The sequence below is a fragment of the Pontibacter mucosus genome, assembly GCF_003054055.1.
In the GTDB taxonomy this organism is placed as follows: domain Bacteria; phylum Bacteroidota; class Bacteroidia; order Cytophagales; family Hymenobacteraceae; genus Pontibacter; species Pontibacter mucosus.
Genome location: NZ_QBKI01000015.1, coordinates 47,491 through 69,159, shown reverse-complemented (window position 1 = coordinate 69,159; position 21,669 = coordinate 47,491). Strand labels below are relative to the sequence as shown.

22 protein-coding genes and 1 tRNA gene are annotated in these 21,669 nt (G+C 52.8%); 3 read left to right on the top strand and 20 right to left on the bottom strand.

What is annotated here, in order from left to right; genetic code table 11:
• Positions 1–5: 5 nt before the first annotated feature.
• The 5 genes from C8N40_RS21505 to C8N40_RS22875 all read right to left on the bottom strand — a co-directional run bounded on the left by C8N40_RS21505 (position 6) and on the right by C8N40_RS22875 (position 3,618).
• Positions 6–1,214, bottom strand: coding sequence for a DUF3570 domain-containing protein (locus C8N40_RS21505; protein ID WP_108213871.1), 1,209 nt, complete (start codon positions 1,212–1,214; stop codon positions 6–8).
• Entirely contained in the window at positions 1,205–1,429 is a 225-nt protein-coding gene (locus tag C8N40_RS21500) for a DUF4266 domain-containing protein (protein WP_108213870.1), read from the bottom strand. The genes C8N40_RS21505 and C8N40_RS21500 overlap by 10 nt, the downstream gene beginning before the upstream one ends.
• 5 nt (positions 1,430–1,434) lie before the next feature.
• The gene (locus C8N40_RS21495; protein WP_108213869.1) at positions 1,435–2,481 is read right to left on the bottom strand and encodes an FAD:protein FMN transferase; all 1,047 of its coding nucleotides are present in this window, start codon (positions 2,479–2,481) and stop codon (positions 1,435–1,437) included.
• Positions 2,482–2,515: 34 nt separating this feature from the next.
• A complete protein-coding gene (locus C8N40_RS21490) occupies positions 2,516–2,986 on the bottom strand; it encodes a thioredoxin family protein (RefSeq protein ID WP_108213868.1) in 471 nt (156 codons plus the stop codon).
• 467 nt (positions 2,987–3,453) lie between these two features.
• Positions 3,454–3,618 (bottom strand): hypothetical protein, encoded by a 165-nt coding sequence (locus C8N40_RS22875; protein WP_170114180.1) that lies wholly within the window; start codon positions 3,616–3,618, stop codon positions 3,454–3,456.
• Between the two features lie 11 nt (positions 3,619–3,629).
• Between C8N40_RS22875 and C8N40_RS21485 the strand changes: the two genes are divergently transcribed.
• The gene (locus C8N40_RS21485; protein ID WP_245905220.1) at positions 3,630–4,829 is read left to right on the top strand and encodes an MFS transporter; all 1,200 of its coding nucleotides are present in this window, start codon (positions 3,630–3,632) and stop codon (positions 4,827–4,829) included.
• 229 nt (positions 4,830–5,058) lie between these two features.
• Here the strand turns inward: C8N40_RS21485 and C8N40_RS21475 are convergent, their stop codons facing one another.
• Positions 5,059–6,081, bottom strand: a complete 1,023-nt coding sequence (locus C8N40_RS21475; RefSeq protein ID WP_170114179.1) for a porin — start codon at positions 6,079–6,081, stop codon at positions 5,059–5,061.
• A gap of 181 nt (positions 6,082–6,262) precedes the next feature.
• On the opposite strand from C8N40_RS21475, the gene C8N40_RS21470 reads away from it, so the two are divergent.
• Positions 6,263–6,454, top strand: coding sequence for a hypothetical protein (locus tag C8N40_RS21470; protein WP_108213865.1), 192 nt, complete (start codon positions 6,263–6,265; stop codon positions 6,452–6,454).
• Between the two features lie 896 nt (positions 6,455–7,350).
• On the opposite strand, the gene C8N40_RS21465 is transcribed toward C8N40_RS21470, so the two are convergent.
• The 9 genes from C8N40_RS21465 to C8N40_RS21425 all read right to left on the bottom strand — a co-directional run bounded on the left by C8N40_RS21465 (position 7,351) and on the right by C8N40_RS21425 (position 15,427).
• Positions 7,351–7,438, bottom strand: a tRNA-Ser gene (locus C8N40_RS21465).
• A 67-nt stretch (positions 7,439–7,505) separates the two neighbouring features.
• Positions 7,506–8,576 carry an asparaginase gene (locus tag C8N40_RS21460; RefSeq protein ID WP_108213864.1) on the bottom strand — a complete coding sequence of 357 codons (1,071 nt, stop codon included), beginning with the start codon at positions 8,574–8,576 and terminating at the stop codon, positions 7,506–7,508.
• Position 8,577: 1 nt separating this feature from the next.
• On the bottom strand, positions 8,578–9,345 hold the full coding sequence (locus C8N40_RS21455) for a TatD family hydrolase (RefSeq protein ID WP_108213863.1): 768 nt from the start codon (positions 9,343–9,345) through the stop codon (positions 8,578–8,580).
• Between the two features lie 253 nt (positions 9,346–9,598).
• Positions 9,599–10,690 (bottom strand): glycosyltransferase, encoded by a 1,092-nt coding sequence (locus C8N40_RS21450; RefSeq protein WP_108213862.1) that lies wholly within the window; start codon positions 10,688–10,690, stop codon positions 9,599–9,601.
• Positions 10,687–11,316 (bottom strand): polysaccharide deacetylase family protein, encoded by a 630-nt coding sequence (locus C8N40_RS21445; RefSeq protein ID WP_245905219.1) that lies wholly within the window; start codon positions 11,314–11,316, stop codon positions 10,687–10,689. Before C8N40_RS21445 ends, C8N40_RS21450 begins: the two co-directional genes overlap by 4 nt.
• 78 nt (positions 11,317–11,394) lie before the next feature.
• Positions 11,395–12,624, bottom strand: a complete 1,230-nt coding sequence (locus C8N40_RS21440) for a PP2C family protein-serine/threonine phosphatase (RefSeq protein WP_108213861.1) — start codon at positions 12,622–12,624, stop codon at positions 11,395–11,397.
• Between the two features lie 460 nt (positions 12,625–13,084).
• Positions 13,085–13,342 carry a hypothetical protein gene (locus C8N40_RS21435; protein WP_108213860.1) on the bottom strand — a complete coding sequence of 86 codons (258 nt, stop codon included), beginning with the start codon at positions 13,340–13,342 and terminating at the stop codon, positions 13,085–13,087.
• Positions 13,323–14,471 (bottom strand): glycosyltransferase family 2 protein, encoded by a 1,149-nt coding sequence (locus tag C8N40_RS21430; protein WP_108213859.1) that lies wholly within the window; start codon positions 14,469–14,471, stop codon positions 13,323–13,325. Before C8N40_RS21430 ends, C8N40_RS21435 begins: the two co-directional genes overlap by 20 nt.
• Positions 14,468–15,427 carry a lysylphosphatidylglycerol synthase domain-containing protein gene (locus C8N40_RS21425; protein ID WP_245905218.1) on the bottom strand — a complete coding sequence of 320 codons (960 nt, stop codon included), beginning with the start codon at positions 15,425–15,427 and terminating at the stop codon, positions 14,468–14,470. The genes C8N40_RS21430 and C8N40_RS21425 overlap by 4 nt, the downstream gene beginning before the upstream one ends.
• A gap of 53 nt (positions 15,428–15,480) precedes the next feature.
• Here C8N40_RS21425 and ruvC point away from each other — a divergent pair, with 53 nt between their 5' ends.
• The gene (gene ruvC / locus C8N40_RS21420) at positions 15,481–16,053 is read left to right on the top strand and encodes a crossover junction endodeoxyribonuclease RuvC (protein WP_108213857.1); all 573 of its coding nucleotides are present in this window, start codon (positions 15,481–15,483) and stop codon (positions 16,051–16,053) included.
• A gap of 685 nt (positions 16,054–16,738) precedes the next feature.
• Here ruvC and C8N40_RS21415 read toward each other — a convergent pair.
• The 5 genes from C8N40_RS21415 to rsmA form a co-directional block, all read right to left on the bottom strand.
• Entirely contained in the window at positions 16,739–17,140 is a 402-nt protein-coding gene (locus C8N40_RS21415; protein WP_108213856.1) for an HIT family protein, read from the bottom strand.
• A gap of 2 nt (positions 17,141–17,142) precedes the next feature.
• A complete protein-coding gene (greA, locus tag C8N40_RS21410; protein WP_108213855.1) occupies positions 17,143–17,616 on the bottom strand; it encodes a transcription elongation factor GreA in 474 nt (157 codons plus the stop codon).
• Positions 17,617–17,912: 296 nt separating this feature from the next.
• Complete coding sequence (locus C8N40_RS21405; RefSeq protein WP_245905217.1) at positions 17,913–18,866, bottom strand: NAD(P)-dependent oxidoreductase; 954 nt, start codon at positions 18,864–18,866, stop codon at positions 17,913–17,915.
• A gap of 505 nt (positions 18,867–19,371) precedes the next feature.
• Positions 19,372–20,724: a magnesium transporter gene (gene mgtE / locus C8N40_RS21395; RefSeq protein WP_108213852.1), complete on the bottom strand. Its 1,353-nt coding sequence runs from the start codon at positions 20,722–20,724 to the stop codon at positions 19,372–19,374.
• Between the two features lies 1 nt (position 20,725).
• Complete coding sequence (gene rsmA / locus C8N40_RS21390) at positions 20,726–21,511, bottom strand: 16S rRNA (adenine(1518)-N(6)/adenine(1519)-N(6))-dimethyltransferase RsmA (RefSeq protein ID WP_108213907.1); 786 nt, start codon at positions 21,509–21,511, stop codon at positions 20,726–20,728.
• Positions 21,512–21,669: the final 158 nt, after the last annotated feature.

Here is a 21,669-nt window from a genome sequence, read left to right as displayed (position 1 = left end):
AGCACCTATTTCCCAGGAAGCGTGAAATTCAAATCCGTGCTGATGATAAAGGCCCTGAGCCCATCGCTGCGCCAGTAATTTCCGAAGCGTACTTCTATGCCTTTGAAATGCGCCCTGTTCTTCGAGAAGGGCAGTCCAAACCTGCCTATACCAGTTAAAGGGGAATAGCGAATACCCAGACCAGCCTTGTGGCTACTCAACCCGGACAGGTCGTAGTCGGAAGTATAGAATTCCTGGCTCGGGCTGTGCTCTTTGAAGGGGGCAAAGTAATCGGCCGCGCTCTGATTATGGAAGCGGTAAAAGGGATAGAAAGAGAAAAACGGCCCGAGCTTGATGGGTGTCTCCAGTTCCACGGTGTTAGCCGTTAGCCCCCAGCTGTCGCTGTAGAAACGATAAAAGAAACGGGTGGTCAGGTAATCGTTCACATAGTAGTTTAGCCGCAGCCCCACCGGGTATTTGAAGCGCTGGTCCGGCAATTGCTCTACCCGTGGCAACTCCTGCTCCCGGAAGTATACCCGGTGGAACGGCGTGGACAGCAACCCGGACTGGTACACGATATCCGCTGACAGGGAAGCCTGCATTTTCTGGTTCAGCACCTGCGATAAGGTGGCCGAGAGGGTATAGGATTGCCGCTTGTCATTGCTCACCAAGTCCCCGTTTCCACGGAGCTCCTCCGGGTATATAAGTTTCCAGGTATCAAAAAAGACCATGCCACTCAGGCTGAACTCCCGGTTCCCGTCCAGCGACTCCTTTGCCCAGGTGGCCCCCAGGGAGAAGGACTGGTAATCATACTCTGTGGAGGCGCCCAGCGTGACGCTTTTGGTGATGCGGGAAAGGCTGTTTCGGCGACTGATGCCCACGTTCAGGTGCGTGCGCAGATCCGACTTGGAAGCGGAGGATACGTTAAAGTCGATGTTGTCGGTAGAGGCCGATGAGTAAAAATCCATCCCGAAGTTCACGTTCAGGTTGGTCACCGTATCCAGCGGAACATTCACAATCACAACCGGTGACACATCGGTCAGCTGCTCTGTGCCCACGCCTCCTGTAACCGGGGAGTGGTTGCCGTCCTGGCTATAGTAGCTGCCCAGGATATTGACTTCGGTGTCTTCGAGCTTACGAACCCGTCGTGCCGGTGCAGAGGTTACGGGAGTTTGCGCTACGGCCGAAGTAGCCAGCGTGCAGGCCACCATCAGCCCGATATACCTTAGTTGCATCCGCACCCCCCTCCTACTTTACCACCGTTCGCGCCGGAGGCACCCTCCCGGTAGGATTGAAAATTTGTCTCGAACACCTCCAGCTTGCGGGCATTCAGCTTCATCTCCTCCTCGTTGAGGTAGGTTTTCTGGTACGGCTTCACGACCTCACAGCTGCTGAGCAGGCCCGGCAAAAAAGTAATCCCTGACAGTATGATGGCTTTTATAATCTTCATACCGGTTAAAGTTTAGAAGTTTTCACAGCAGCCGCTTTTGGAGCCTGCGGCTTGCCCTTGTAGTAATGCAGGTGCAGGTTGTCGGAGGCTACCATCTCATTCTTGTCGGTGATCAGGAGGCACTCCACCCCTTTGAGCTGGTTGATCAGGTATAGCCCCTCCTCTTGGCCTAGCACCATAGTCGCGGTTGCCAGGGCATCGGCCAGTTCCGCATCGGGGCAAATGATGGTCACACTCTTCAGGCCGGTAGCAGGGTAGCCCGTGCGGGGGTCGATGGTGTGGCTGTAGCGTTTGCCGTTGATCTCGGCAAATTTCTCATAGCTGCCCGAGGTAACCACGGCGGTTTCGTTGGCCGTGAGCCAGGAGAACACCTTGTCCTTGTTGGCGGGGTCGGCAATACCGATGTACCAAGGTTGCCCGTCTGCCTGCCTGCCCCAGGTAATCAGGTCGCCGGCTGCGTTCACGACGCCGCTGCGAATGCCCATGCCCCGCATAACGTCACGTGCCCGGTTGGCAGCATAACCCTTCCCGATAGCCCCAAAGCCAATCTTCATCCCTTTTTCCGTTAAGTACACGCTGTGCGTTTCGGGTATAAGTTGTATCTTTTTGTAGCCTATGTGACGGACAGAGTTGGCCACCGCTTCCGGTGCGGGCATTTTCTTCATCGAGCCATCAAACTTCCATACTTTGTCAGCCGCCGCCCAACTGATGTCAAAAGCTCCTCCCGTCAGTTCCGAAATGCGGAGGCTGCGGCGGATGAGCTCATACAACTCTTCGTCCACCGGTACGGGCATCCCCCCGGCGCTCCGGTTGATGGCGCTGGTTTGCGAGGTGGGCTGCCATTCCGAGATGAGGGCCTCTATCCGCTGTATTTCTCTTATCCCCGCCTCTATGGCCTCGTTTGCCAGCGCCTCATCCTCCGACACCGCCACCAGCTCAAAGCGTGTGCCCATGAGTAAAAGCACCTTCTTCTGCGTCTTCAGGTCCTGCGCCTGCACGCCACTGATCACCAGCAACAGCAGCAGTATTGATAGATGGATTGACTTTGCCATAGAAGTATAACCTTTAATAAAGGGGCCAGTGCAGTTACTTTTGTTGCAATAGCTGCTCGAGATGGGCAATGTACTTTTCCGGTCCGCCAGGCTGGTAACCTGTCTTTGCCAGCACCTGTCCCTTTTCGTCTGTCAGCACCACCAGCGGAAAAACGCCTTCCTTGTTATAGCGGCTGGCCATTTGCTCGTTATACTTGGTCTGCTCCGCCGGGAGCATGTTTTTCTTAAACCGGGGAAAGTCCAGCTCCAGCAGCACAAAGTGGTTGTGGGCATAGTCCCGGAACGCCGGGGTATCCCATACTTCCCTGCGCAGCAGGATGCAGGGCTTGCACCAGTCGGAGCCGGCAAACACCATTAAAATTGGCTTATGCTCCAACGTGGCCTGTTTGGCGGCTGCTTCGTAGCTGTGTTGCCACGTGGTTTTGTCCGGTTTGGTTTGCGCTTTGGCGATGAAAGTGAGCGGGAGAAGGATCCACAGTAAAATGAGAGAAAGGAGACGTTTCATATACACCGATTTAGTTTTTGGCATAGTTAGCCAGCCCTCCGGAAGGTACAAGCCAACTCAAAAATAAAGGTGTAGAGATTAGTGCCTCATCAAGAAAAGTCTGCGGTGCGTTGTATGGTATAAACGTTGCTGCTGCAGCTGCTGTTGTGTTCAATTGCATTTCTTTTTTCCTGATTTTGAAGGATGCACCTCGTTGAATCATCAACTGTACCTGAGGCAGTTAGGCAATAGCATCGAGGTGTAAAATGAGGGGCTCAAGAGAAAGCCAGGGAGAAGTAGACAGCGCCCTCCATTCATACTTCAGGAAGTATAAGTATCACAAACAGTAGCCGGAATTTGGTGGTGCCAAAACTTGGCGTTGCAGGATTTGGCCAGGGCAGGTATTCGCAGGGGGGTGGGACGTATTGTCGAGTGCCTTGTCTCGCCCCTTCAGCCTGAGTGACAGTTCTTTGCCGGCTACTTACACCTCAAGTATAAGTATAAATCCAGGTATGAACGTATTGATCAAAGTATAAGGGGCTGGCCAAAGTATAAAGTATAACGAAGGAAGCCGGAGACTTTGGGGTATCACGCTCGAAACGGAAGTGAGGCTTCTGGTAGATACAACTTATATGTTGATGGTATTCGGTCAAAGTTTAATCCTGTGAAAGTAAAGCTCCTCAGCCGCACGGTCTGGGTGTTGGCACTGGTTAGCCTTTTTGCCGACATTGCCAGCGAGATGCTCTACCCCATCATGCCCGTATACCTGCGCAGTATTGGCTTTTCGGTTCTACTCATAGGTGTGCTGGAGGGGATGGCGCAGGCTACAGCCGGTCTGAGCAAAGGCTACTTCGGTCGCCTCTCCGACCGTACCGGACGACGACTCCCCTTCATCCGGTGGGGCTACCTGCTGGCGGCTGTGTCCAAGCCCCTGCTGGCGCTCTCCAGCTTGCCGCTCTGGGTGTTTGGCGCCCGCACCCTCGACCGCTTTGGCAAGGGCCTGCGCACCGGTGCCCGCGACGCACTGCTCTCCGACGAAGCAACCCCCCAAACCAAAGGGCGCGTGTTTGGCTTCCACAGGGCCATGGATACACTGGGCGCCTGCATCGGGCCGGGCATTGCCTTGCTATACCTCTACCTGAACCCAGGACAGTATACGCTGCTCTTTTACTTAGCTTTTTTGCCGGGACTGGCTTCGGTGCTGCTGCTATACCTGCTACGGGAAAAACGCAGGCCTGCTAAAGTCAGCACTGGGGGCAGCAAGTATAACTTCCTGGAGTTTCTGCGTTACTGGCGGGAAAGTCCGGCTGCCTACAGGCGCCTGCTGTTGGGCCTGCTGCTGTTTGCGCTGTTCAACAGCAGCGATTTCTTCCTGCTGCTCCGCATGAAAGAGGCAGGGATGGACGATACGCACGTTATCGGCCTTTACCTCTTCTACAACCTGGTGTATGCCCTCTCCTCTTTCCCGATGGGCATCGCAGCCGATAAGTGGGGATTAAAACCGGTATATCTAACGGGCCTGGGCCTGTTTGCGGCGGTTTACCTGGGTATGGCGCTGGCGCAGCGAATGGAGGTATACCTGGCACTTATCTTTGTTTACGGGCTTTTCGCAGCTGCCACCGAGGGAGTATCCAAAGCCTGGCTCACCAACATCTGCGCACCTAAGGATACTGCCACTGCCATTGGTACCTACACCGCCTTTGAAAGTATAGCCACGCTGGGCGCTTCTGCCCTGGCCGGCCTGCTCTGGCAACTGTACGGGCCCGCAGCCACCTTTGCCGCTTCAGGCATACTAGCCATACTTGTTGTGCTATACCTGGCTTTCTCGGTTAAGTCCCCGTCTGCCCGGAGCAGCAGTAGTTAAGAGCTTATACTTCTAAAACGCAAGCTTCAATGCGAAAACTGGTAGGGACCTTCTCCAGACGGGCGAGACACGATATTTCTGAGCCGGAAAGAAAAAACTTGTTCCATGCGCCTGGAATTACGGTTGCCGTTTCCTCTACTTTACAGCGGCCCGGTTTTTCGGGGGCAAGTAACGTCAAGTCTTTTCCATTAACCTTCAGCCTCATCAGGTTTTGACCACATGTTGCTTCTCAGAATTTAAACGATAAAGAAGTGACCAACAGAGCATTCCTTCCGCTGTATCCCCCTTCTCCTACAAACACATCATCCTTCGAGTCATATCCACGCGCCTCAAATCGAACAAGAAAGTTGGGGGCAGGTACATAATCAAAATTAAGCGATGCACTGGATGTCTGGAAACCATTGGAAGTGTCGGTCAAGACAATTATCTGGTTGCTGTCATTGTAATGCTCTACCCTGCTGGCCAAGGCAATCCTTTTACTAAGTTGGTATCTCCCGATAATCATAGCTGCCCACCAGCTTCCTTTTTCATCGCTGCCCCAAAGTTCCTGCCGCCCATAGTCAACACTTCCTGCCAACGAGAGGCTTTCGGAGACTGCGTAGCTGGCATATACATTGTGAAAGTACCTTCGCTTGGCTTCGCCCCCATCTGGTGCCTCGTTACCATAGTAGCTGTTATAGCTTAACTCTGTCTTCCCGTTGGGATTGTAGGTCACACCAAAGCCCAACGATTTTGCATCATTCGTTTCCGCTATGTTTTGCCAGCCGTTCAGAACCAGGAACTTCATCGTCAGCTTTTCTGACACCTTAGTAGTTAACTGCGCTCCTGTCTCATAATAGGGGGAGTTCTCTGCCATCAGCGCCCTGGTGTAAATCTCGTTGTCACCAGAGAAGGTGGACTCATAGCCGATGTGAGAGGGCAGGATGCCCATGTCCAGCCAAATTCCCTCCCCAAGCTTCACGCCAGCATTTGCCTGCGCTTTCAGCCTCGTCAGTTCGTCAGGCTCAGCGGCATAGTTCGCCCGAACGTAAGTGCCTGTCTGCAAGGCAAGGGTAGCCCTTACACGGTCTGTGGCATACCGTGCCCGTATATAACCCCAGTTCAGGTTGAATTCATTGTGCCGGTAAGCCTGCGTGGTGTAGAGTCGCTCTCTGGCTAACGGCTCTGAGAAGTCATAGCCGTAGTAGACGTCCACGGCTCCCTCAATGCTTATCTTACTATTTACAGGAGTTTCAGCGTAGGATGAATCCACAGCCTGAGCATGAACACTCAACGTAAGAAAGCATAAGGCAGCAGTCATTAGTACCTTGTATACCATAGCAGGGAGCTTACGTTTGTGTATTTACCCAAAGGTAGTAACTGTAACTAAATTGGTATGGTTATGGAAACTGCATCAGTTATGGTATACATGCTTAATGGTGTAATACTTTGAATTGGATACCAATCGAAGAGCAGTTCCTGAAATCGGGAAGCCCATTATCCTGACTGTCAAATATGAGGATGGTTCTAAAAGTGTTGAGGTGGGGGATGTGGATGCCTCACGGGGGCTGCACGAGCAGAACGGAAAGGAAGTTACCGAACAGGTTGTGGCGTGGATGCCTTTGCCAGCTCCATACGAGCCATGAATCTCTAGAATCAAAAGGGAATAGCGGGTAGTACCCTTTGCATTCATTGCTCTCTAACAAGATGCTGCCGCTTGCCACTGCACGCTGGTCTTGGACAGCCGGGCCCACGTCAAAAGAGAACAGCAAAAGTGTAATGCAGCGATTGCTCGATGTAACTCACTGCAGGCTAACTCTTATTTTTGTTGGCGTTTGATTGTGAGCAACGTTGTGAAATTAAATGCGAACGCCTAGGAACATTGTATTACCTACATCATTAATATCTTCCACATTATTTACGTTTCTGTAGCTATTGGCAGTTTTTGAGTTCCTCCCATTTTAGACTTTTGTCTACTATCATGCAGGCATAAAAATTTGGAGCCAACAGGTGAGAATGGTGGTGAGGCTGTAATTCAGGAGAAACAGCTTCTCCAAATAGCTGAACGGACAGGTAAGGCAATCATCCCCCTTAAGGTAGTTTTGTTACCAAAGCCTGGCCTGTAGGTCATGTCCTTGGCCTGCATTGGTCTGCGCCAGCCACAGCTGGGCCACTGGGGCAACCTCTGAAAGCAAGGGGTACAGACTGCTGCTCCCGGCACTGGTGACAAAGCACTGCATGCCAGGCAGCCAACGGGCTGTTATGCTTTTCTTCAGGAAGGCAAAATCTCCTTATCATACTTAAAAGGCTAGACAAAAGTAGCCTTGCAGTCAACCGCAGTCAAGACACACAGCTTCTGTACACCTTGTGTATCAATCAGTTAAACTCCTATTCGGTGAGTCAATGGAGGCGTTTAAGGAACTCACCGGATAACGCACCTAAAATACCTGAAAAGGTGTAAAGTTTAGGGGTCCGGCAAAAACAAAAAAGCCTGCAAACTCTTCATTTGCAGGCTTTTAGCTGATTTTGATATTCCTACCAGCAGAGAGTGAGGGATTCGAACCCTCGATACCCTTTTGGGGTATACACACTTTCCAGGCGTGCTCCTTCGACCACTCGGACAACTCTCTTTGTTAATCGAGTTGCAAATATACGCCAATAAAAAGCATATCTGCAAGTATAGCTACCGCATACTTTTTACAAAGTTATCTCGCCGCGCAGGTCCCGTTGCAGCAACGCTGTACGCGCCTGATGGCTAAGTCCTTCTTGTGCCAGTACATACATCAGTTTGGAGATAGCCGCCTCGGTGCTGATGTCGGCCCCTCCTATCACGCCCATGTTCAGCAGGTGCTTGCTGGTTTCGTAGCGGCCCTGGTCCACGCGCCCCTCGTCGCACTGCGACACATTTAAAATAAGGATGCCACGGTCTACGGCCTCACGGAGCAGATCCAGGAACCAGGCTTTGGTGGGGGCGTTGCCTGAGCCGAACGTTTCCAGCACCAGCCCCTGCAGCCCCGGCGCCTGCAGTATACTTTGCACGACCTGCGGCGTGATACCAGGAAACAGCTTCAGGATAGCCACCTGATCATTCAAAGTATGGTGTACCTTAAAAGGCTGCTGCGGATGCGGCAGGATGTGCTCGTAGCTATACTCTATGTCGATACCCGTCTCAGCCAGAGGAGGGTAGTTACCCGATTTGAAGGCGTCAAAATGGCTGCTCTCCACCTTTTTGGAGCGGTTGCCACGCAGCAGCAGGTTACGGAAATAGATGCATACTTCGGGCACCACGCTCTTTCCTTCCTTTTTGGTGGCGGCAATCTGCAGGGCCGTAATCAGGTTCTCGCGGGCATCGGTACGGATGCGGCCAATGGGCACCTGAGCGCCGGTAAAGATGACTGGTTTCTGCAAGTTCTCCAGCAAATAACTTAAGGCAGAGGCAGAGTAGGCCATGGTATCAGTGCCGTGCAGCACCACAAAGCCGTCATACTTTTCATAGTTCTCCCCAATCAGCTGGGCCAGCATCAGCCAGTCCTGCACCGACACGTTGGAAGAATCCAGGGCGGGCTCTATACTTAGCACCGTGAGCAGGTAGTTAAACTGCCGCAGCTCGGGCACGTGGTCCACAATCTGGGAGAAGTTGAAGGGCACCAGGTGCTTCTCCTTCTCATCAAACACCATCCCCACGGTGCCACCTGTATAAATAATAAGGATGGAGGCCTCCGGGTTGAGCGGTGCGGCGGTGTCTATGTCTACTTTTACAACCTGCATGCTATAGTTTGAAAAGGGTTAAGGCATTGGCCGTGGTTTTCTCCGCCACTTCCTTTAGCGGTTTCTGCATCAGCTCGGCTACGCGCTGGGCGATCAGGGGCAGGTATACCGGCTCGTTGCGCTTGCCACGGTGCGGCGTGGGCGCCAGGTACGGGCAATCGGTTTCCAATACCAGGTTCTCGAGCTGCACGTGCGGCAGTACCTTATCCAAGCCACCGTTTTTAAAGGTAGCCACCCCGCCAATGCCCATCAGAAAGCCCAGCTCCTTTACTTTTTCAGCTTCCTCCACGGAGCCGCTGAAGCAGTGGAAAATGCCTTTCAGAGAGCCATCCTGCGTAGCGGCAATGATTTCATAGGTTTCATTAAACGAGTCGCGGGTGTGCAGCACGATGGGCAGTTTATACTTTTTGGCCAGTTCTACCTGTACTTTCAGGGCCTCCTGCTGTTGAGGCAGAAACGTTTTGTCCCAGTACAGGTCGATGCCGCACTCCCCTACCGCCGCAAATTCACGTTTGCCCAGCCACTCCTCCACCAGGTACAACTCGCGCTCAAAATTTTTGTCCACCGAGGTCGGGTGCAGGCCCATCATCGGGATACAGGTGCCTTTATACTTCTCCTCGGCCTCCAGCATGGCGTCAATGGAGGTATGGTCGATGTTGGGCATGTAGATTTTACTCACCCCCTCTTGCCGCGAGCGCTCCACCGCCTCGGCCCTGTCGGCGTTAAACTTCTCAGAATAAATATGCGCGTGCGAATCAACTAAATTCATTTATCAATTATCAATTATCATTGATCAGCAATCAATGATGGTGCTACTTTCGATTTATACCTGCAAGTTAGGGATTTTATAGTTGTTGGATGGCTATATGGCTACATTGGTGGATGGTTGAGAGTAACATTATCGTACCATCCCTAGCCCGTCAATGAAGGGAATTTATACTTTTTAACTTTCTAACTAAACAGACGCAACGTATGGCGTCTCTACAACTCCCAAATTCCCAAACTCCTAAACTCTCTAACTCCTAATATTTTCTGCCTTTCCAGCTGATTTTGACGGGCAGAAAGAAGTATAGGATGAGGATAATCATGGAAATGAGCATGTAGAGCTCAAACAGCGGGTAAAGGCACCAGCGGGCGCTCCGGCCCAGGCGGCGGAGGCAGATATGCAGGAAAACGCTTTGAAGCAGCAGCTTGAAGCCGAAGATGGCCAGCATCGCCCCCACCGAAGTATAGGCAAAGAAAGGCAGCAGCACGGGGTAGTAGGCTGAGTAAAGTATAAATATGACGGCCATGTACAATGGCAGGTGCATGGAGCCACGCATCCAGCGGCGGCGCTGCTGCAGGTAATCCGAAAAAGTGGAAGCCGGTGTGGAGAGCGCCAGCACGTGGCGGTCGTAGATGTTGCGGAAGCCCCAGCCGCGCTTGAGCACCTGGTTGAAAATGGCGATGTCCTCTGTCACGGAGAAATCTATACTTTCGTAACCTCCCACCTGCTCGTAGGCCTGCCGGCGCAGCAGCATGTTGTTGCCCATGGTCGTTACCCGCAGCCCCACATCCGACACCACCTGCATCAGCCCCAGCGAGTAGAGCCAGTCCAAGGTTTGCAGCTGGGCAAAGAGGCTCTTTCCCGCTGTGGTGGTGATGCCTGTTACAACCCCTACATTGTCTTGCAGTCCCGAGAGCATAGCTTTTACCCACTGCGGAGGTACGGCAATATCGGCATCGGTGTAGAAAAAGAAATCGGTAGTGGCATGCTTGGCCAGATGCGCGAGCACATTGGCCTTGCCCCTGGCCTTGCCCAAGGTATGGGTGATATGGATGCACGTATAATTCGGCTTGCCCAGGATAAAGGCCTCCACCACAGCGCGGGTATTATCGGAAGAGGCATCGTCGCCGATGAGCACCTCGATTTTGTCTTTAGGGTAATCCAGCGCCTCGATGGCCTGCAGGCAGCGCAGGATGGTGTGTTCTTCGTTGCGGGCGGCAATCAGGATGCTGACGGCGGGTTGCTCTTTTAAACTGAAAGTATAGGTCTTGCGGTTGAACACCAGCAGCGCCAGCAGCACCAAGAAGAGCGAGAAATAAAGTATAAAATAGGCTACCGAAAAGATCATAGGGTCCGGAAAGTATAGCCCAGGCTGGTGAAGTGCTCCAGGTAGCGCGGCAGGGCATACTCCAGGTTGCGCTGCGCCTTCAGGCTGTCGTGGAATACGATGATGCTGCCGCATTGGGTGCTTTTTATACTTTGCCGCAGGCACACTTCTGGCGCCAGGGAACGGTCGTAGTCGTTGGTGAGCACGTCCCACATCACCAGCTCATACTTTTGGCGCAGCGCCTGTGCCTGCCTGCCGGTAATGCGCCCGTAAGGCGGCCGGAATAGTTTAAGCCCTTCTGGCTGCAGCTTCACCAGTTCCTGCTGGCATCTTTCGGTGTTCTCCACATACGTTTGCAGCGGGGTTTGCCAGCCTTTCAGGTGGTTAAAAGTATGATTGGCCAGCCGGTGCCCCTGCTGTAGCACCTGCCGCGCCACCTCTGTGTGTTTGGCCACATTATCGCCCACACAAAAGAAAGTTGCCCGGGCCTTGTACGTTGCCAGCACCTCCAGCACCCAGGGCGTCACCTCCGGAATAGGCCCGTCATCGAACGTAAGGTAAAGCACCTTTTCCGCCTCCTCGCGGTGCCAGGTATAACCGGGCATGAGTTTCTTGAGCAGCGTGGGTGTTTTGTAGAGGCGGAGCAATTTGATTGTTGATTGTTTGGTATACCTATGCATAATGTGATTGCGAAAAACAATCAGCAATCAACAATTAGCAACTAACTACTTAAACCGGCACGAGAGCAGCGTGATGTCGTCGTTGAAGTTGGCCTCCTCGTTGTAGAGGTTGATTTCGCGGAGCAGCTCCAGGTGCAGCATTTTGGAGCTCAGGTAGCGGTTTCGTTTCAGGAAGTGGATCGTGCCCTCGATGCCAAACTCGGCCTCATCCTCATCAAACACTTCCGTCAGGCCATCGGTATAGCACAGCAAAACAGACTTGTGCGGCACCTGCACTTTGCCCACGTTCAAAAACGGCAGCACGTCAAACACCCCCAGCATGGTACAACCGTCGTTGAGCAAAGTATGGGTATTATCTTCGTAGAGCAGGATGGGCGCGTTGTGACCGGCATTCACATAGCTCAGCTCCCGGGTAAGGCGGTTGTAAAGCGCCACAAAGGTAGTGACGAACTTCTCGGCGATGGCATTGCGGAAGATCAGGTTGTTGAGCTCCGACACCACCGTGCTCAGGTCTGCGTTCTGGCGCAGGATGGTGCGCAGGCCAGCCTGGAAGTTCGACATCAGCAGCGAAGCCGGCACGCCCTTCCCCGATACGTCGGCCACGCAGAACAGGAAGTTGTCGGCATCTATCTCCACAAAGTCGTAGTAGTCGCCCCCGATGGAGGAGTGCGGAATATAGCTCGCGTGAATGACCACATCCCTGTCGTTGGGCAGGCTCTTGGGGAAGAGCATCGACTGCACCTCACGGGCAATCTCTATCTCGCGGCGGATAGACTCCTGGGCCAATCGCTGGCGGGCCATGCGGTGGTTTTCGATCGCCACGAGCATGATATTACTCACCGTCTGTATAAAATTCAGGGCATCCAGGTTGCTGGAATACTTCTCTATCTTACCTATCATCACGAAGGCCAGCACCTTGCCATTGTGCAAAATCGGGATCACGATATCGAAGCAGCGCCACTTCTTCTCCACCTGCAGTTTCGATACTTTGGTGATCTCCTGCAAGGCCAGGATCTCCTCCGGCAAGCTGGCCCTGGAGAAGTCCATGTCGGTACCGGCGCAGATCTCACACTTCCACTGATCGTCATGTACGAACAGGGTCAGCCGCTTGATCCCTAACTGGGCCAGCAGCGTGAAGCGGTAAATCTTGTACAGGGCAGCCTCGGGCAGGTTGGCGTTAATTGCCTGCGTTATCTCCAGCAGCGCCGATAACTCCAGCTTCTTCAGGTTTAGCTCCTGCTGTGGCTGTGGACTCGGTACGTTTATCTCAGGCATTGAGGTTCGGGTTTTTAATGTTCTCAGCACAGCGCCTCCCGCCGCCCAGGGTGCCAACGCAGACACCGGAAGCCCATGCTTGTACAACGTAAAAGTATAAAAAAAAGAGCAGCTTTGGCATATTTCCGGTTAAAACTGAGCTTCTTCTCAGCCATCCGGACTAAGCCTGCTGTATAAGTAGATGGTCCGGCTTTAACTGCCCAAGGGCGCACCCGCCGGCATACTTATACGTGCTTTCTTCTGTCTCTGCAGGATATTATGGGCGCATCTTTTTACAGACCTTCAATAATACATTGATAATCAGCGGATACATGAATAACCCCAAAACTTTTACTTATGACTGTTTTTGATACCAGCTGGCAGCTATACTTTATACTTTGGAGGTACTGTACTGAAAAGCCATTTATATACTTGTCTGATTATCAAGCAGGAAAGCAACTTCGGAGCAAACACAAAGGTACTAGCTGGAGTTATGCACAATCAGACCAGCCTTGGTAGCCAGGAAAGCATACTGCTGACAGTGTTTACTAAAGCTTAGCTCGTCGTACTCCAGCTCAGTATCGGGGTCCGGGTAGAAAATTTTGACATACCCTTTTCGGATAAGAACTTGTAAAGCAGTGCATAGCTCTGCGTCAGTTAAAGAAAGGGTGCTCTTAAGATCTGCGTAGGGGGTTACAAAGTATAACTCATCCAGTATGTCAAACTCGTTGTCGCTCATAGGTTTTGATGGTTCGTCCTTTCCAGTTGTAGCGCCCCAAAAGCCCCCAAACCGCCGCAATCAGCACGTAAGGTGTGTATACGAACTGCAGCGGCAGGAAGTACCAAAGGAAACGGCGGGTCTGTAGAAAATTGGTTATCTCTCTTAAAAATAAGAAATCGACGGCAAACTTGGTAAAGTAGGCCAGTAAAAAGGCCCAGGCGGGCAGGTTCCCCCATAGCGCCGCAGGGATAGCCAGGAACAGCAGCAGGTTCACCAGGAACACACTCAGCGCTACCAACTGCACCTGCAGGCTTTGGTAAGACTTCCATTTACTGGCCCACCTTACACGCTGCTGAAAAAAGGAAATCAGTGTTTTACGCGCCGAAGTATAAACGATTGCTTCAGGTGATTTCAGAAACTTTACCCGCCCCGGAAAGGCTTGGTGCACCTTGTGCAGCAGGAACTCATCGTCGCCGCTGGCGATGGCCTCGTTGCCGGCAAAGCCGCCCACCTGCCCGAAAATATCCTTGCGGTAAGCCAGGTTGGCCCCGTTGCACATGTTCGGCTGGCCTAGGGCAATGGAGGCTCCCCCAATCCCGATTAGGCTAGCAAACTCCACCAGCTGCATCCGCTCGAAGTGGGTGTGCGTGTTATGGAAGCTCACGGGTCCGCTGATAAAGTATGGCTGATCGGTTTCGTAGACGAAAGTATAACTGCGCAGCCACTCCGGTCCCACCCGGCAGTCGCCATCGGTGAACACCAGCAGCTCGCCGCGCGCCTGCTCCACCCCCACCTGAACGGCTGCTTTCTTACCTATATACTTTACATAATTCTCTAACTGAAGGCACTTAATCTGAAGACCGGACGCAAGTATAAACTGCTCCACCAGGGTGGCTGTCTCATCGTCGGAATGGTCGTCTATTACCAGCACCTCCAGCAGCTCGCGGGGGTAATGCTGGCGCTCCAAGTCGTGCAGCAGGTGCAGGATATTCTCCGCCTCATTCCGGACAGGTATGATAACGGTGATGGCGGTGGAGGGCTGAAAAGCAGCCGGCGGTGCGGTGACAGGCATGCGCCTCCAGGCGAGCCACCTCCTCAGAATAATCCAACTGTACCAGAAGACTGAAAACAGCAGCAGCCACCTCATGCCGGCACTCCTTTCCGCGCCAGCCGCATCCGCAGCACAAAGTATAAACCCACCACGCTAGGCACCGCGATGTTGAGCAACCACAGGCTGAGGCTGGCGCTGAGCACCTGCAACCTCTCCTGCCCAAGCAGCCCGAACAGGTACATCGCCGACAGCTCCCGCACCCCTAAATCTGAAATCAGGCTAACCGACGGCACCACCGATTTAAGGAAGAAGGTACCCGACACGCCACTCAGGTATTGCAGCGGGCTGAGTCGTACCTCAAAGAGTATGAGCAGCAGTATAAATTGCACCAGAAACACAGCATAGCGCCCCAGCGATAGCCACAGCAGCCGCGTCATCTCCGCGGAAGTATAGGTCCCCATAATGGACAGATAAGGCACGAAAGGGCGGAGCGGTTTAATGGCAGCCACTACGGCCACCATAGCATTGGCATTGTAGAGCAACAGCAGCATGGCCACGCAAACGGCTACCAAAAGTATAAACAGACTCAAGGCTACCGCGGGGTACTCCTGCCAGCCAAATACAAGTATAAAGTATAGCAGCCCGCCTGAGCCGGCCAGCACGGTGGCCACCAGCTGGCAGAACCTGCCGATGAAGATTGCCCCGATGGCTTCCAAGCGCTGCCGGCTCCTGAGCTCGAGCACGCGCCCGGCATAGTCGCCGAGGCGGTTGGGGGTAATAAAGCCCAGCGTAAGCCCCACCATCACGGCCCGGTAGGCCTGGCCGATCGACATAAGCTCCAGCTTTTGCCCCAGCAGCTGCCATTTAAGTGCCTCAAAGCCCCAGTTCACGGGTATAAATAGGGCGGTAACTATAAACAGAAAGCTCAGGGGGCTATGCAGGGCCTGGCGTAAAATGTCTCCCCAATTCAGGAAAGTGTCGGGTGCCGTGAAGATAGCCTGGTAGAGCAGGCACAGCGTGAGTCCCACCACCAGCGACTTTGCCAGGAGCAAAAGGAATTTTTTATGCCGCTTAATGTTCAAGATAATGTCTATTTTTGCACCCTATGGCTTACTCCACTGCACTTCCACCCAGCAAACTCATTCTTGGCATCGACCCCGGCACGCAGGTAATGGGCTATGGCTTGATTGAAGTGACTGGTACTAAGGTGCAGGTGCTGCAGTTTGGCGTAATCCACCTCAAAAGCTACAGCAACCACGCCATCAAGTTAAAGAAAATTTTTGACCGGATGATACAGCTCATCGACGAGTACCTGCCTGACGAGCTAGCCATCGAGTCGCCTTTTTACGGCACCAACGTGCAAAGTATGCTCAAGCTGGGCCGCGCCCAGGGCGTGGCCATTGCCGCCGCCCTCTCCCGCGACATCCCTTACGTGGAGTACGCCCCCAAGAAGATAAAGCAGTCTATCACCGGCAACGGCAACGCCTCCAAAGAGCAGGTGGCCGCCATGCTCATGCAGATACTCAAGATTCAGGAGGTGCCCAAGCTGCTCGACGCCACCGACGCCCTGGGTGTAGCGCTTTGCCACCATTACCAGAAAGGCAATAACGCCAAGCAAGGCGGCAAGTCGTGGAAGAGCTTCCTGACGGATAATCCGGATCGGTTAGCGAGTAAGTAGGGGTACTGGGCGTTTAGCTGCTATACTTTATACTTCTCTGGCGCAAGTCTTCAGACTTGTATCCAACTATATGGTGTCAAGCTTGCAACTTGACTGGATTGAAAAGCCATACTTCTAAACTTGCTCCAGCTATACTTTTATACTTGCCGTTCTATGCTTTTAGCCGCCGCTTCCTGCAACTGGAACCAGGCTATCCTTACTAGCCACCGTTCATCCTCCAGTTCCCACAAGCGGCTCGTTTCACATCCAACTTGGCTCCCTCAAGGCCGGGAGGCCTCGCCTTGGGGGTAGGGGCCCTCGATAAGGGCATCGCGCTGCTTTCGCTTCCTTTGCTGCCCTTCGGTCGCAATGCCCTTCGGGCACCGGAAATCTAGAAGGCGCTCAACCCAAAGGCTGGGAAACATTCGATAGCTACGGCTATTACTACTGTCCCCTGGAGGGGACCATAGGGGTGTTTACTATTTGACTATAGAGCTTATACTTCAGCCAAAGTAATCACAGAGTTCCCCGCCTTAGATAAGGAGGGGTTAGGGGTGGTTGGACCCGGTAATTTAGAAACTCCCCCACACAAATAGCAGTAACTAAATCCTATTACCTTAAATAGCGCTGCAACAGCAAACCTATAGAAACCAAAAGAGCCGGTACTTTCGCACCGGCTCTTGCTAATTTTCTTTCCAGATGTCTGCTATGAAGCGTCGTAAGCCGCTCTGATTTTTTGGGCTACATCTTCAAACTCTTCTTTGCTGAACTGCTTTTTGTTCGCAAAATTCATGTCCTGCATGCTGTTGAGCGGGATCAGGTGTACGTGTGCGTGGGGCACCTCTATGCCCACCACCGCCACGCCAATGCGCTTGCACGGCACCGCCTTCTCCACTGCTGCCGCCACCTTCTTGGCAAAGGCCATCAGGCCCAGGTACAGCTCGTCGTCCAGGTCGAAGATGTAATCGATTTGTTGCTTCGGTATTACTAACGTATGACCCTTCGTGGTCGGGAATACGTCCAGGAAGGCCAGGTAGCGGTCGTCTTCCGCTAGTTTGTAGGCAGGTATTTCCCCGTTTACAATCTTGGTAAATATCGAAGCTTCCATGTTTATCGGCTTATTTCAAGTATCTCAAACTGCAACTTGCCGGCGGGCACCGTTATCTCCGCTTTATCACCTACGGATTTGCCCAGCAGGCCTTTGCCGATTGGCGACTTCACAGAGATTTTTCCGGCGGCCAGGTCGGCCTCTTCCTCGGCTACCAAAGTATAATCAACGACCATGTTGTTCTTCAGGTTCTTGATTTTCACCTTGGAGAGGATCAGCGCCTTGCTCGAGTCCAGGTTCGATTCGTCGATCAGGCGCGCGTTACCTACAATCTCCTCCATCTTGGCGATTTTCAGCTCCAGGTGTCCCTGCGCGTCCTTGGCCGCATCATACTCAGCGTTCTCGCTCAGGTCACCTTTGTCGCGGGCCTCGGCCAGTTGGCGTGCCACCTCGGCGCGGCCCTTTGTCTTTAGCTCCGCCAGCTCATCTTTCAGCTTTTGCAGCCCTTCAGCAGTGTAATAATTGATTTTGCTCATAATTCGGTTTTCACGTTTTAAAACACAAAAACAAAAAGAACGGCTATGGCTTGCATAACCGTTCTTCTTGCTAAATATGTTACTTATTTAATTCTTTCCCAGGGTGGCCTCCCTATACTTTCTATAGAGGTGCCGAGTTTAGCATAAGCCTGATTCTTGTATTTCCGATTCCCGCAGGGCTCCTCCCTCACGGTGCGCATCTAAGGCAAAGATAAAAATATTTATGATACACTACCCAAATTTTTTCCGGGCAAAATTTTATACCGCCCCTGCTCTGTAAGAAACAAGCAACGAAATCAGCCTGCCAGCACCTGCCCTATTTTCTGCACCAGCACCTCGTTTATCTTCACGTAGGATTCGTGCGTCCAGCCGGCAATGTGCGGGGTGAGGATGACGTTGGGGGCCGACGCCAGGTACTCAAAATCCTGTTGCTGCTGTGGGTTTAGTGTTTGAAGTTTCTCATTCTCCAGCACGTCCAGGGCAGCGCCTTTTATACTTCCGGACTGCAGGTGCCGCACCAGCGCCTGCTGATCCACCACCTCGCCGCGCGAGGTATTTAGAAACCAGATAGGCTTGCGGAACGCACTGAAGAAGGCGTCGTTGGCAAAGCGCAGGTTCTCCGGTATAAACGGGATGTGCAGGCTCACGATGTCGGCCTCTGCCTGTAGCTGTTCCAGCGAAACGAGCTCTACCGGCAGGTTGATTTTCTCGGGTGCATAGCGGTCGTAGGCCAGCAGACGACAGCCGAAACCAGAAACGGTCCGTGCAAAGCTCTGCCCCATGTTCCCGTACCCGATGATGCCGATTGTTTTGCCGCTGATCTCCTCGCCACGGTTTTCCTCGCGCAGCCATACTTTCTGTTGCACCTGGCTGTGGCTCCGCGATACATTGCGCAGCAGCGACACCAGCAGCCCCACGGTAAACTCGCCCACGGCCTGGCTGTTGCCCTCGTTGGCCGCCAAAAGTATAACGCCGCGCTCCTGCAGTGCCTGCTCATCAATGTTATCCACCCCGGCCCCGGCCCTGGCCACATACGTTAGCTTATCGGCCTGCGCCAGCGTGCCTGCCGTAATACGCATTTTGCTGCGCACAATCAGCCCATCAAAACCCTGCAGCGCCGCGGGCACCTCCTCTGGTTTTATATCTGGCCGGTAATCTGCTTCCACGCCTATACTTTCCAGCATCGGAAAAATGCTAGGGTGGATTTCGTCGATAATCAGTACGGTGGATGTAGAAGGCTTTGTAGACACGGGTGATAGTTGTTCGTTACTAGTTATTCGCACACTGGTTAGTAAATAAAGCGAGCAAGGCGTAGCTACAGCATGGTTTATGAGCTAGATTATAGCCAGTTTTTATTTTAGGTAACCCATAATTATAATTTGACTTGAGCTCTCTAAGTAATTAATATTTAACTCATTAAGAAATCCTATCATTTCTTCAGTCCTGTTTAGGGTAATAAATTCACTCTCCAGATATTCAATAAAATTACCAGTTTCGTCGAACAATGCTGATGTAACTTCAATCTCTCTGATAAAGTCACACGTTAAGATGCGGTCTGATAAAAGCAGTTTAATTTTAAAGCTTTGTCCTTCGTTCAGAAGCTTCCCTAAGATGCGATGCCATTTTTTGTTATTCAGTAAACTTGCGGAGGTGTTCTCAAGAATATAAAGCTTAGTCTGTTTGACTCTTGATTCCCTTTCTAGAAACCTTGACATCCCTTTCTACTGAAATTTTAGTACCTAATATTTGCCATAACTACAAACTATACAGCAGATGCGCCACGCCAAAGTATATGGCAAGACCCAATAAGTCGTTGGCGGTGGTGATAAAGGGGCCTGCTGCCACGGCCGGGTTAATGCCAAACCTGTCCAGAATCATTGGGGTGATGGTGCCCATCAGCGAGGCCAACATCACCACCGAGAACAGCGCCACCGACACCACCATAGCCAAGGTAAAATCCTGTTTAAAGAGGTACGTGGCCGAAAAAACAAGTATGGAGATGATAAAGGCGTTCAGCAAGGCTACCAGAAACACCTTCAGCATACGCTGGGCAATGTTATCAAACATCACTTCGTTGGAGGAGAGCGTCTGGATGATGATGGAAGAGGACTGAATGCCCACGTTACCACCCGTAGCCGTGATGAGCGGCACAAACAGCGCGATGGCCGGCAGCAGGGCGATGTCATCCTCATAAAAACCCATGAAGTGCGCCGCCAGCAAGCCACCCACCATGCCGATGATCAACCAGGGCAGACGCGCGCGAGAGATACGCAGCACGCTGTCGTCCTCCTCCACGTTCTCGGTGATACCGGTCATGAGCTGGCGGCTGAGTTCGGCCTGCTCCTGCATCACGTCCACCACGTCGTCGATGGTGATGCGGCCCAGCAGGCGCCCTTGTATGTTCACCACAGGAATGGCCTCCAGGTCGTAGCGCTGCATCAGGTTCACCACCTCATTCTCGCTCTTGTAAGACTCCACCGAGATCACGTCCTCGCTGTAGATGTCCTTTACCAGCGTGTCGTCCTTGGACAGCAGCAGGCGCTTCACGCTGACGCGCCCCAGCAGCTTGTCGCGGTCATCCACCACATACACGGTATAGATACGGGCCACCCGCTCGGCCTGCCGGCGCACCTCCTCAATACACTGCCGCACACGCCAGTTCAGGTTCACCTTAATTAACTCCTTGGCCATCAGACCGCCGGCGCAATCCTCCTCGTAATGCAGCAGGTCCAGGATGGCGGCAGCCTGCTCGTTGTTATCGATGTGCGCGATAACCTCCTCCCGCCGCTGCACCGACTGCTCGTTGAGGATGTCCACCGCATCGTCTGAGTGCATCAGGTTGATGTAGCGGGCAATCTCCTCACTGGTGAACTTATCGAGGAACTCGCTGCGGATGTCGTTGTCGAGGTCGCTAAGGATTTCGGCGCCGATTTCCGCTGGCAGTTGGTCCAGTACGTAGCGCGATTCGTTGGCGTCCAGTTCGTAGAGCACCGTGATGATATCGGCCGGGTGCATCTCGTCCATGGTACTCAGGATAAACTCCCGGTCCTGGCGCTGAATGGCTTCCTCTACCTGCTCAATATACTCACGTGTAATCTCTACCTGCATACTATTGCTTTATATTCTGCTCAATCAGTTGGGTCAACTCCACAAAGTCCTGCACCGAAAGCTGCTCGGCACGCTTGTCGAAAACGGGCAGGGCCTGCACTTCGGGTGGCAAGTTATAACTTCGGAGGGAGTTACGCAGCGTCTTGCGGCGGGTTCCAAAACTTAATTTCACCACCTGCTGGAAAAGTTTCTCGTCGCAGGCCAGGCGCTCCACCTGGTTGCGCACCAGGCTTATCACGGCCGACTTCACCTTCGGGGGCGGGTTAAAGACCTTCTCCCCCACCGTAAACTTGTAGTCGATGGTATAAAAAGCCTGCAGCAGCACACTCAGGATGCCATATGTTTTAGACCCCGGAGGCGCGGCGATGCGCTCGGCCACCTCCTTCTGTATCATGCATACCACCTCCGGCACCACATCGCGGTGCTCCAGCACTTTAAAAAATATCTGGCTGGATATATTATAAGGAAAATTCCCGATAATGGCAAACTTGCCCGGAAAGAGCGTGCTCAGGTCGGTTTTGAGGAAGTCGGCGGAGATGATGCGGTTGCCCAGCTGCGGAAAGTGCTGCTGCAGGTAGGCAATCGATTCCCGGTCGATGTCTACCACCGTGGTACGGTATTCCGGGTGCTGCAACAGGTACTGCGTAAGCACGCCCATGCCGGGGCCAATTTCGAGTACATCCTGCACGCCGCCGGGCAGCGTGAGTTGCGCCACTATCTTCAGGGCAATATTCTGGTCTACCAGGAAATGCTGGCCCAGGTGCTTCTTGGGTCTTACGTTGCTCACGTTCTGTTGCTTATGGTTTTGGTGGCGCAAAGTATACTTTTCTGCCCAAAACCGTTATACTTTAATTGGATGCAATTCCGGTAAACCGCCCGTCAGGTTCCGGTTTTCGCATTACGTTTTATACTTACTATATTGCGGTCTCAAAGATACGAACCAGA

Excerpts from the sequence above, each read along its gene's own strand:
- C8N40_RS21505 (WP_108213871.1), bottom strand. The coding sequence starts at position 1,214 with ATGCAACTAAGGTATATCGGGCTGATGGTGGCCTGCACGCTGGCTACT.
- C8N40_RS21500 (WP_108213870.1), bottom strand. The coding sequence starts at position 1,429 with ATGAAGATTATAAAAGCCATCATACTGTCAGGGATTACTTTTTTGCCG.
- C8N40_RS21495 (WP_108213869.1), bottom strand. The coding sequence starts at position 2,481 with ATGGCAAAGTCAATCCATCTATCAATACTGCTGCTGTTGCTGGTGATC.
- C8N40_RS21490 (WP_108213868.1), bottom strand. The coding sequence starts at position 2,986 with ATGAAACGTCTCCTTTCTCTCATTTTACTGTGGATCCTTCTCCCGCTC.
- C8N40_RS21460 (WP_108213864.1), bottom strand. The coding sequence starts at position 8,576 with ATGCAGGTTGTAAAAGTAGACATAGACACCGCCGCACCGCTCAACCCG.
- C8N40_RS21455 (WP_108213863.1), bottom strand. The coding sequence starts at position 9,345 with ATGAATTTAGTTGATTCGCACGCGCATATTTATTCTGAGAAGTTTAAC.
- C8N40_RS21450 (WP_108213862.1), bottom strand. The coding sequence starts at position 10,690 with ATGATCTTTTCGGTAGCCTATTTTATACTTTATTTCTCGCTCTTCTTG.
- C8N40_RS21440 (WP_108213861.1), bottom strand. The coding sequence starts at position 12,624 with ATGCCTGAGATAAACGTACCGAGTCCACAGCCACAGCAGGAGCTAAAC.
- C8N40_RS21435 (WP_108213860.1), bottom strand. The coding sequence starts at position 13,342 with ATGAGCGACAACGAGTTTGACATACTGGATGAGTTATACTTTGTAACC.
- C8N40_RS21430 (WP_108213859.1), bottom strand. The coding sequence starts at position 14,471 with ATGAGGTGGCTGCTGCTGTTTTCAGTCTTCTGGTACAGTTGGATTATT.
- ruvC (WP_108213857.1), top strand. The coding sequence starts at position 15,481 with ATGGCTTACTCCACTGCACTTCCACCCAGCAAACTCATTCTTGGCATC.
- C8N40_RS21415 (WP_108213856.1), bottom strand. The coding sequence starts at position 17,140 with ATGGAAGCTTCGATATTTACCAAGATTGTAAACGGGGAAATACCTGCC.
- greA (WP_108213855.1), bottom strand. The coding sequence starts at position 17,616 with ATGAGCAAAATCAATTATTACACTGCTGAAGGGCTGCAAAAGCTGAAA.
- mgtE (WP_108213852.1), bottom strand. The coding sequence starts at position 20,724 with ATGCAGGTAGAGATTACACGTGAGTATATTGAGCAGGTAGAGGAAGCC.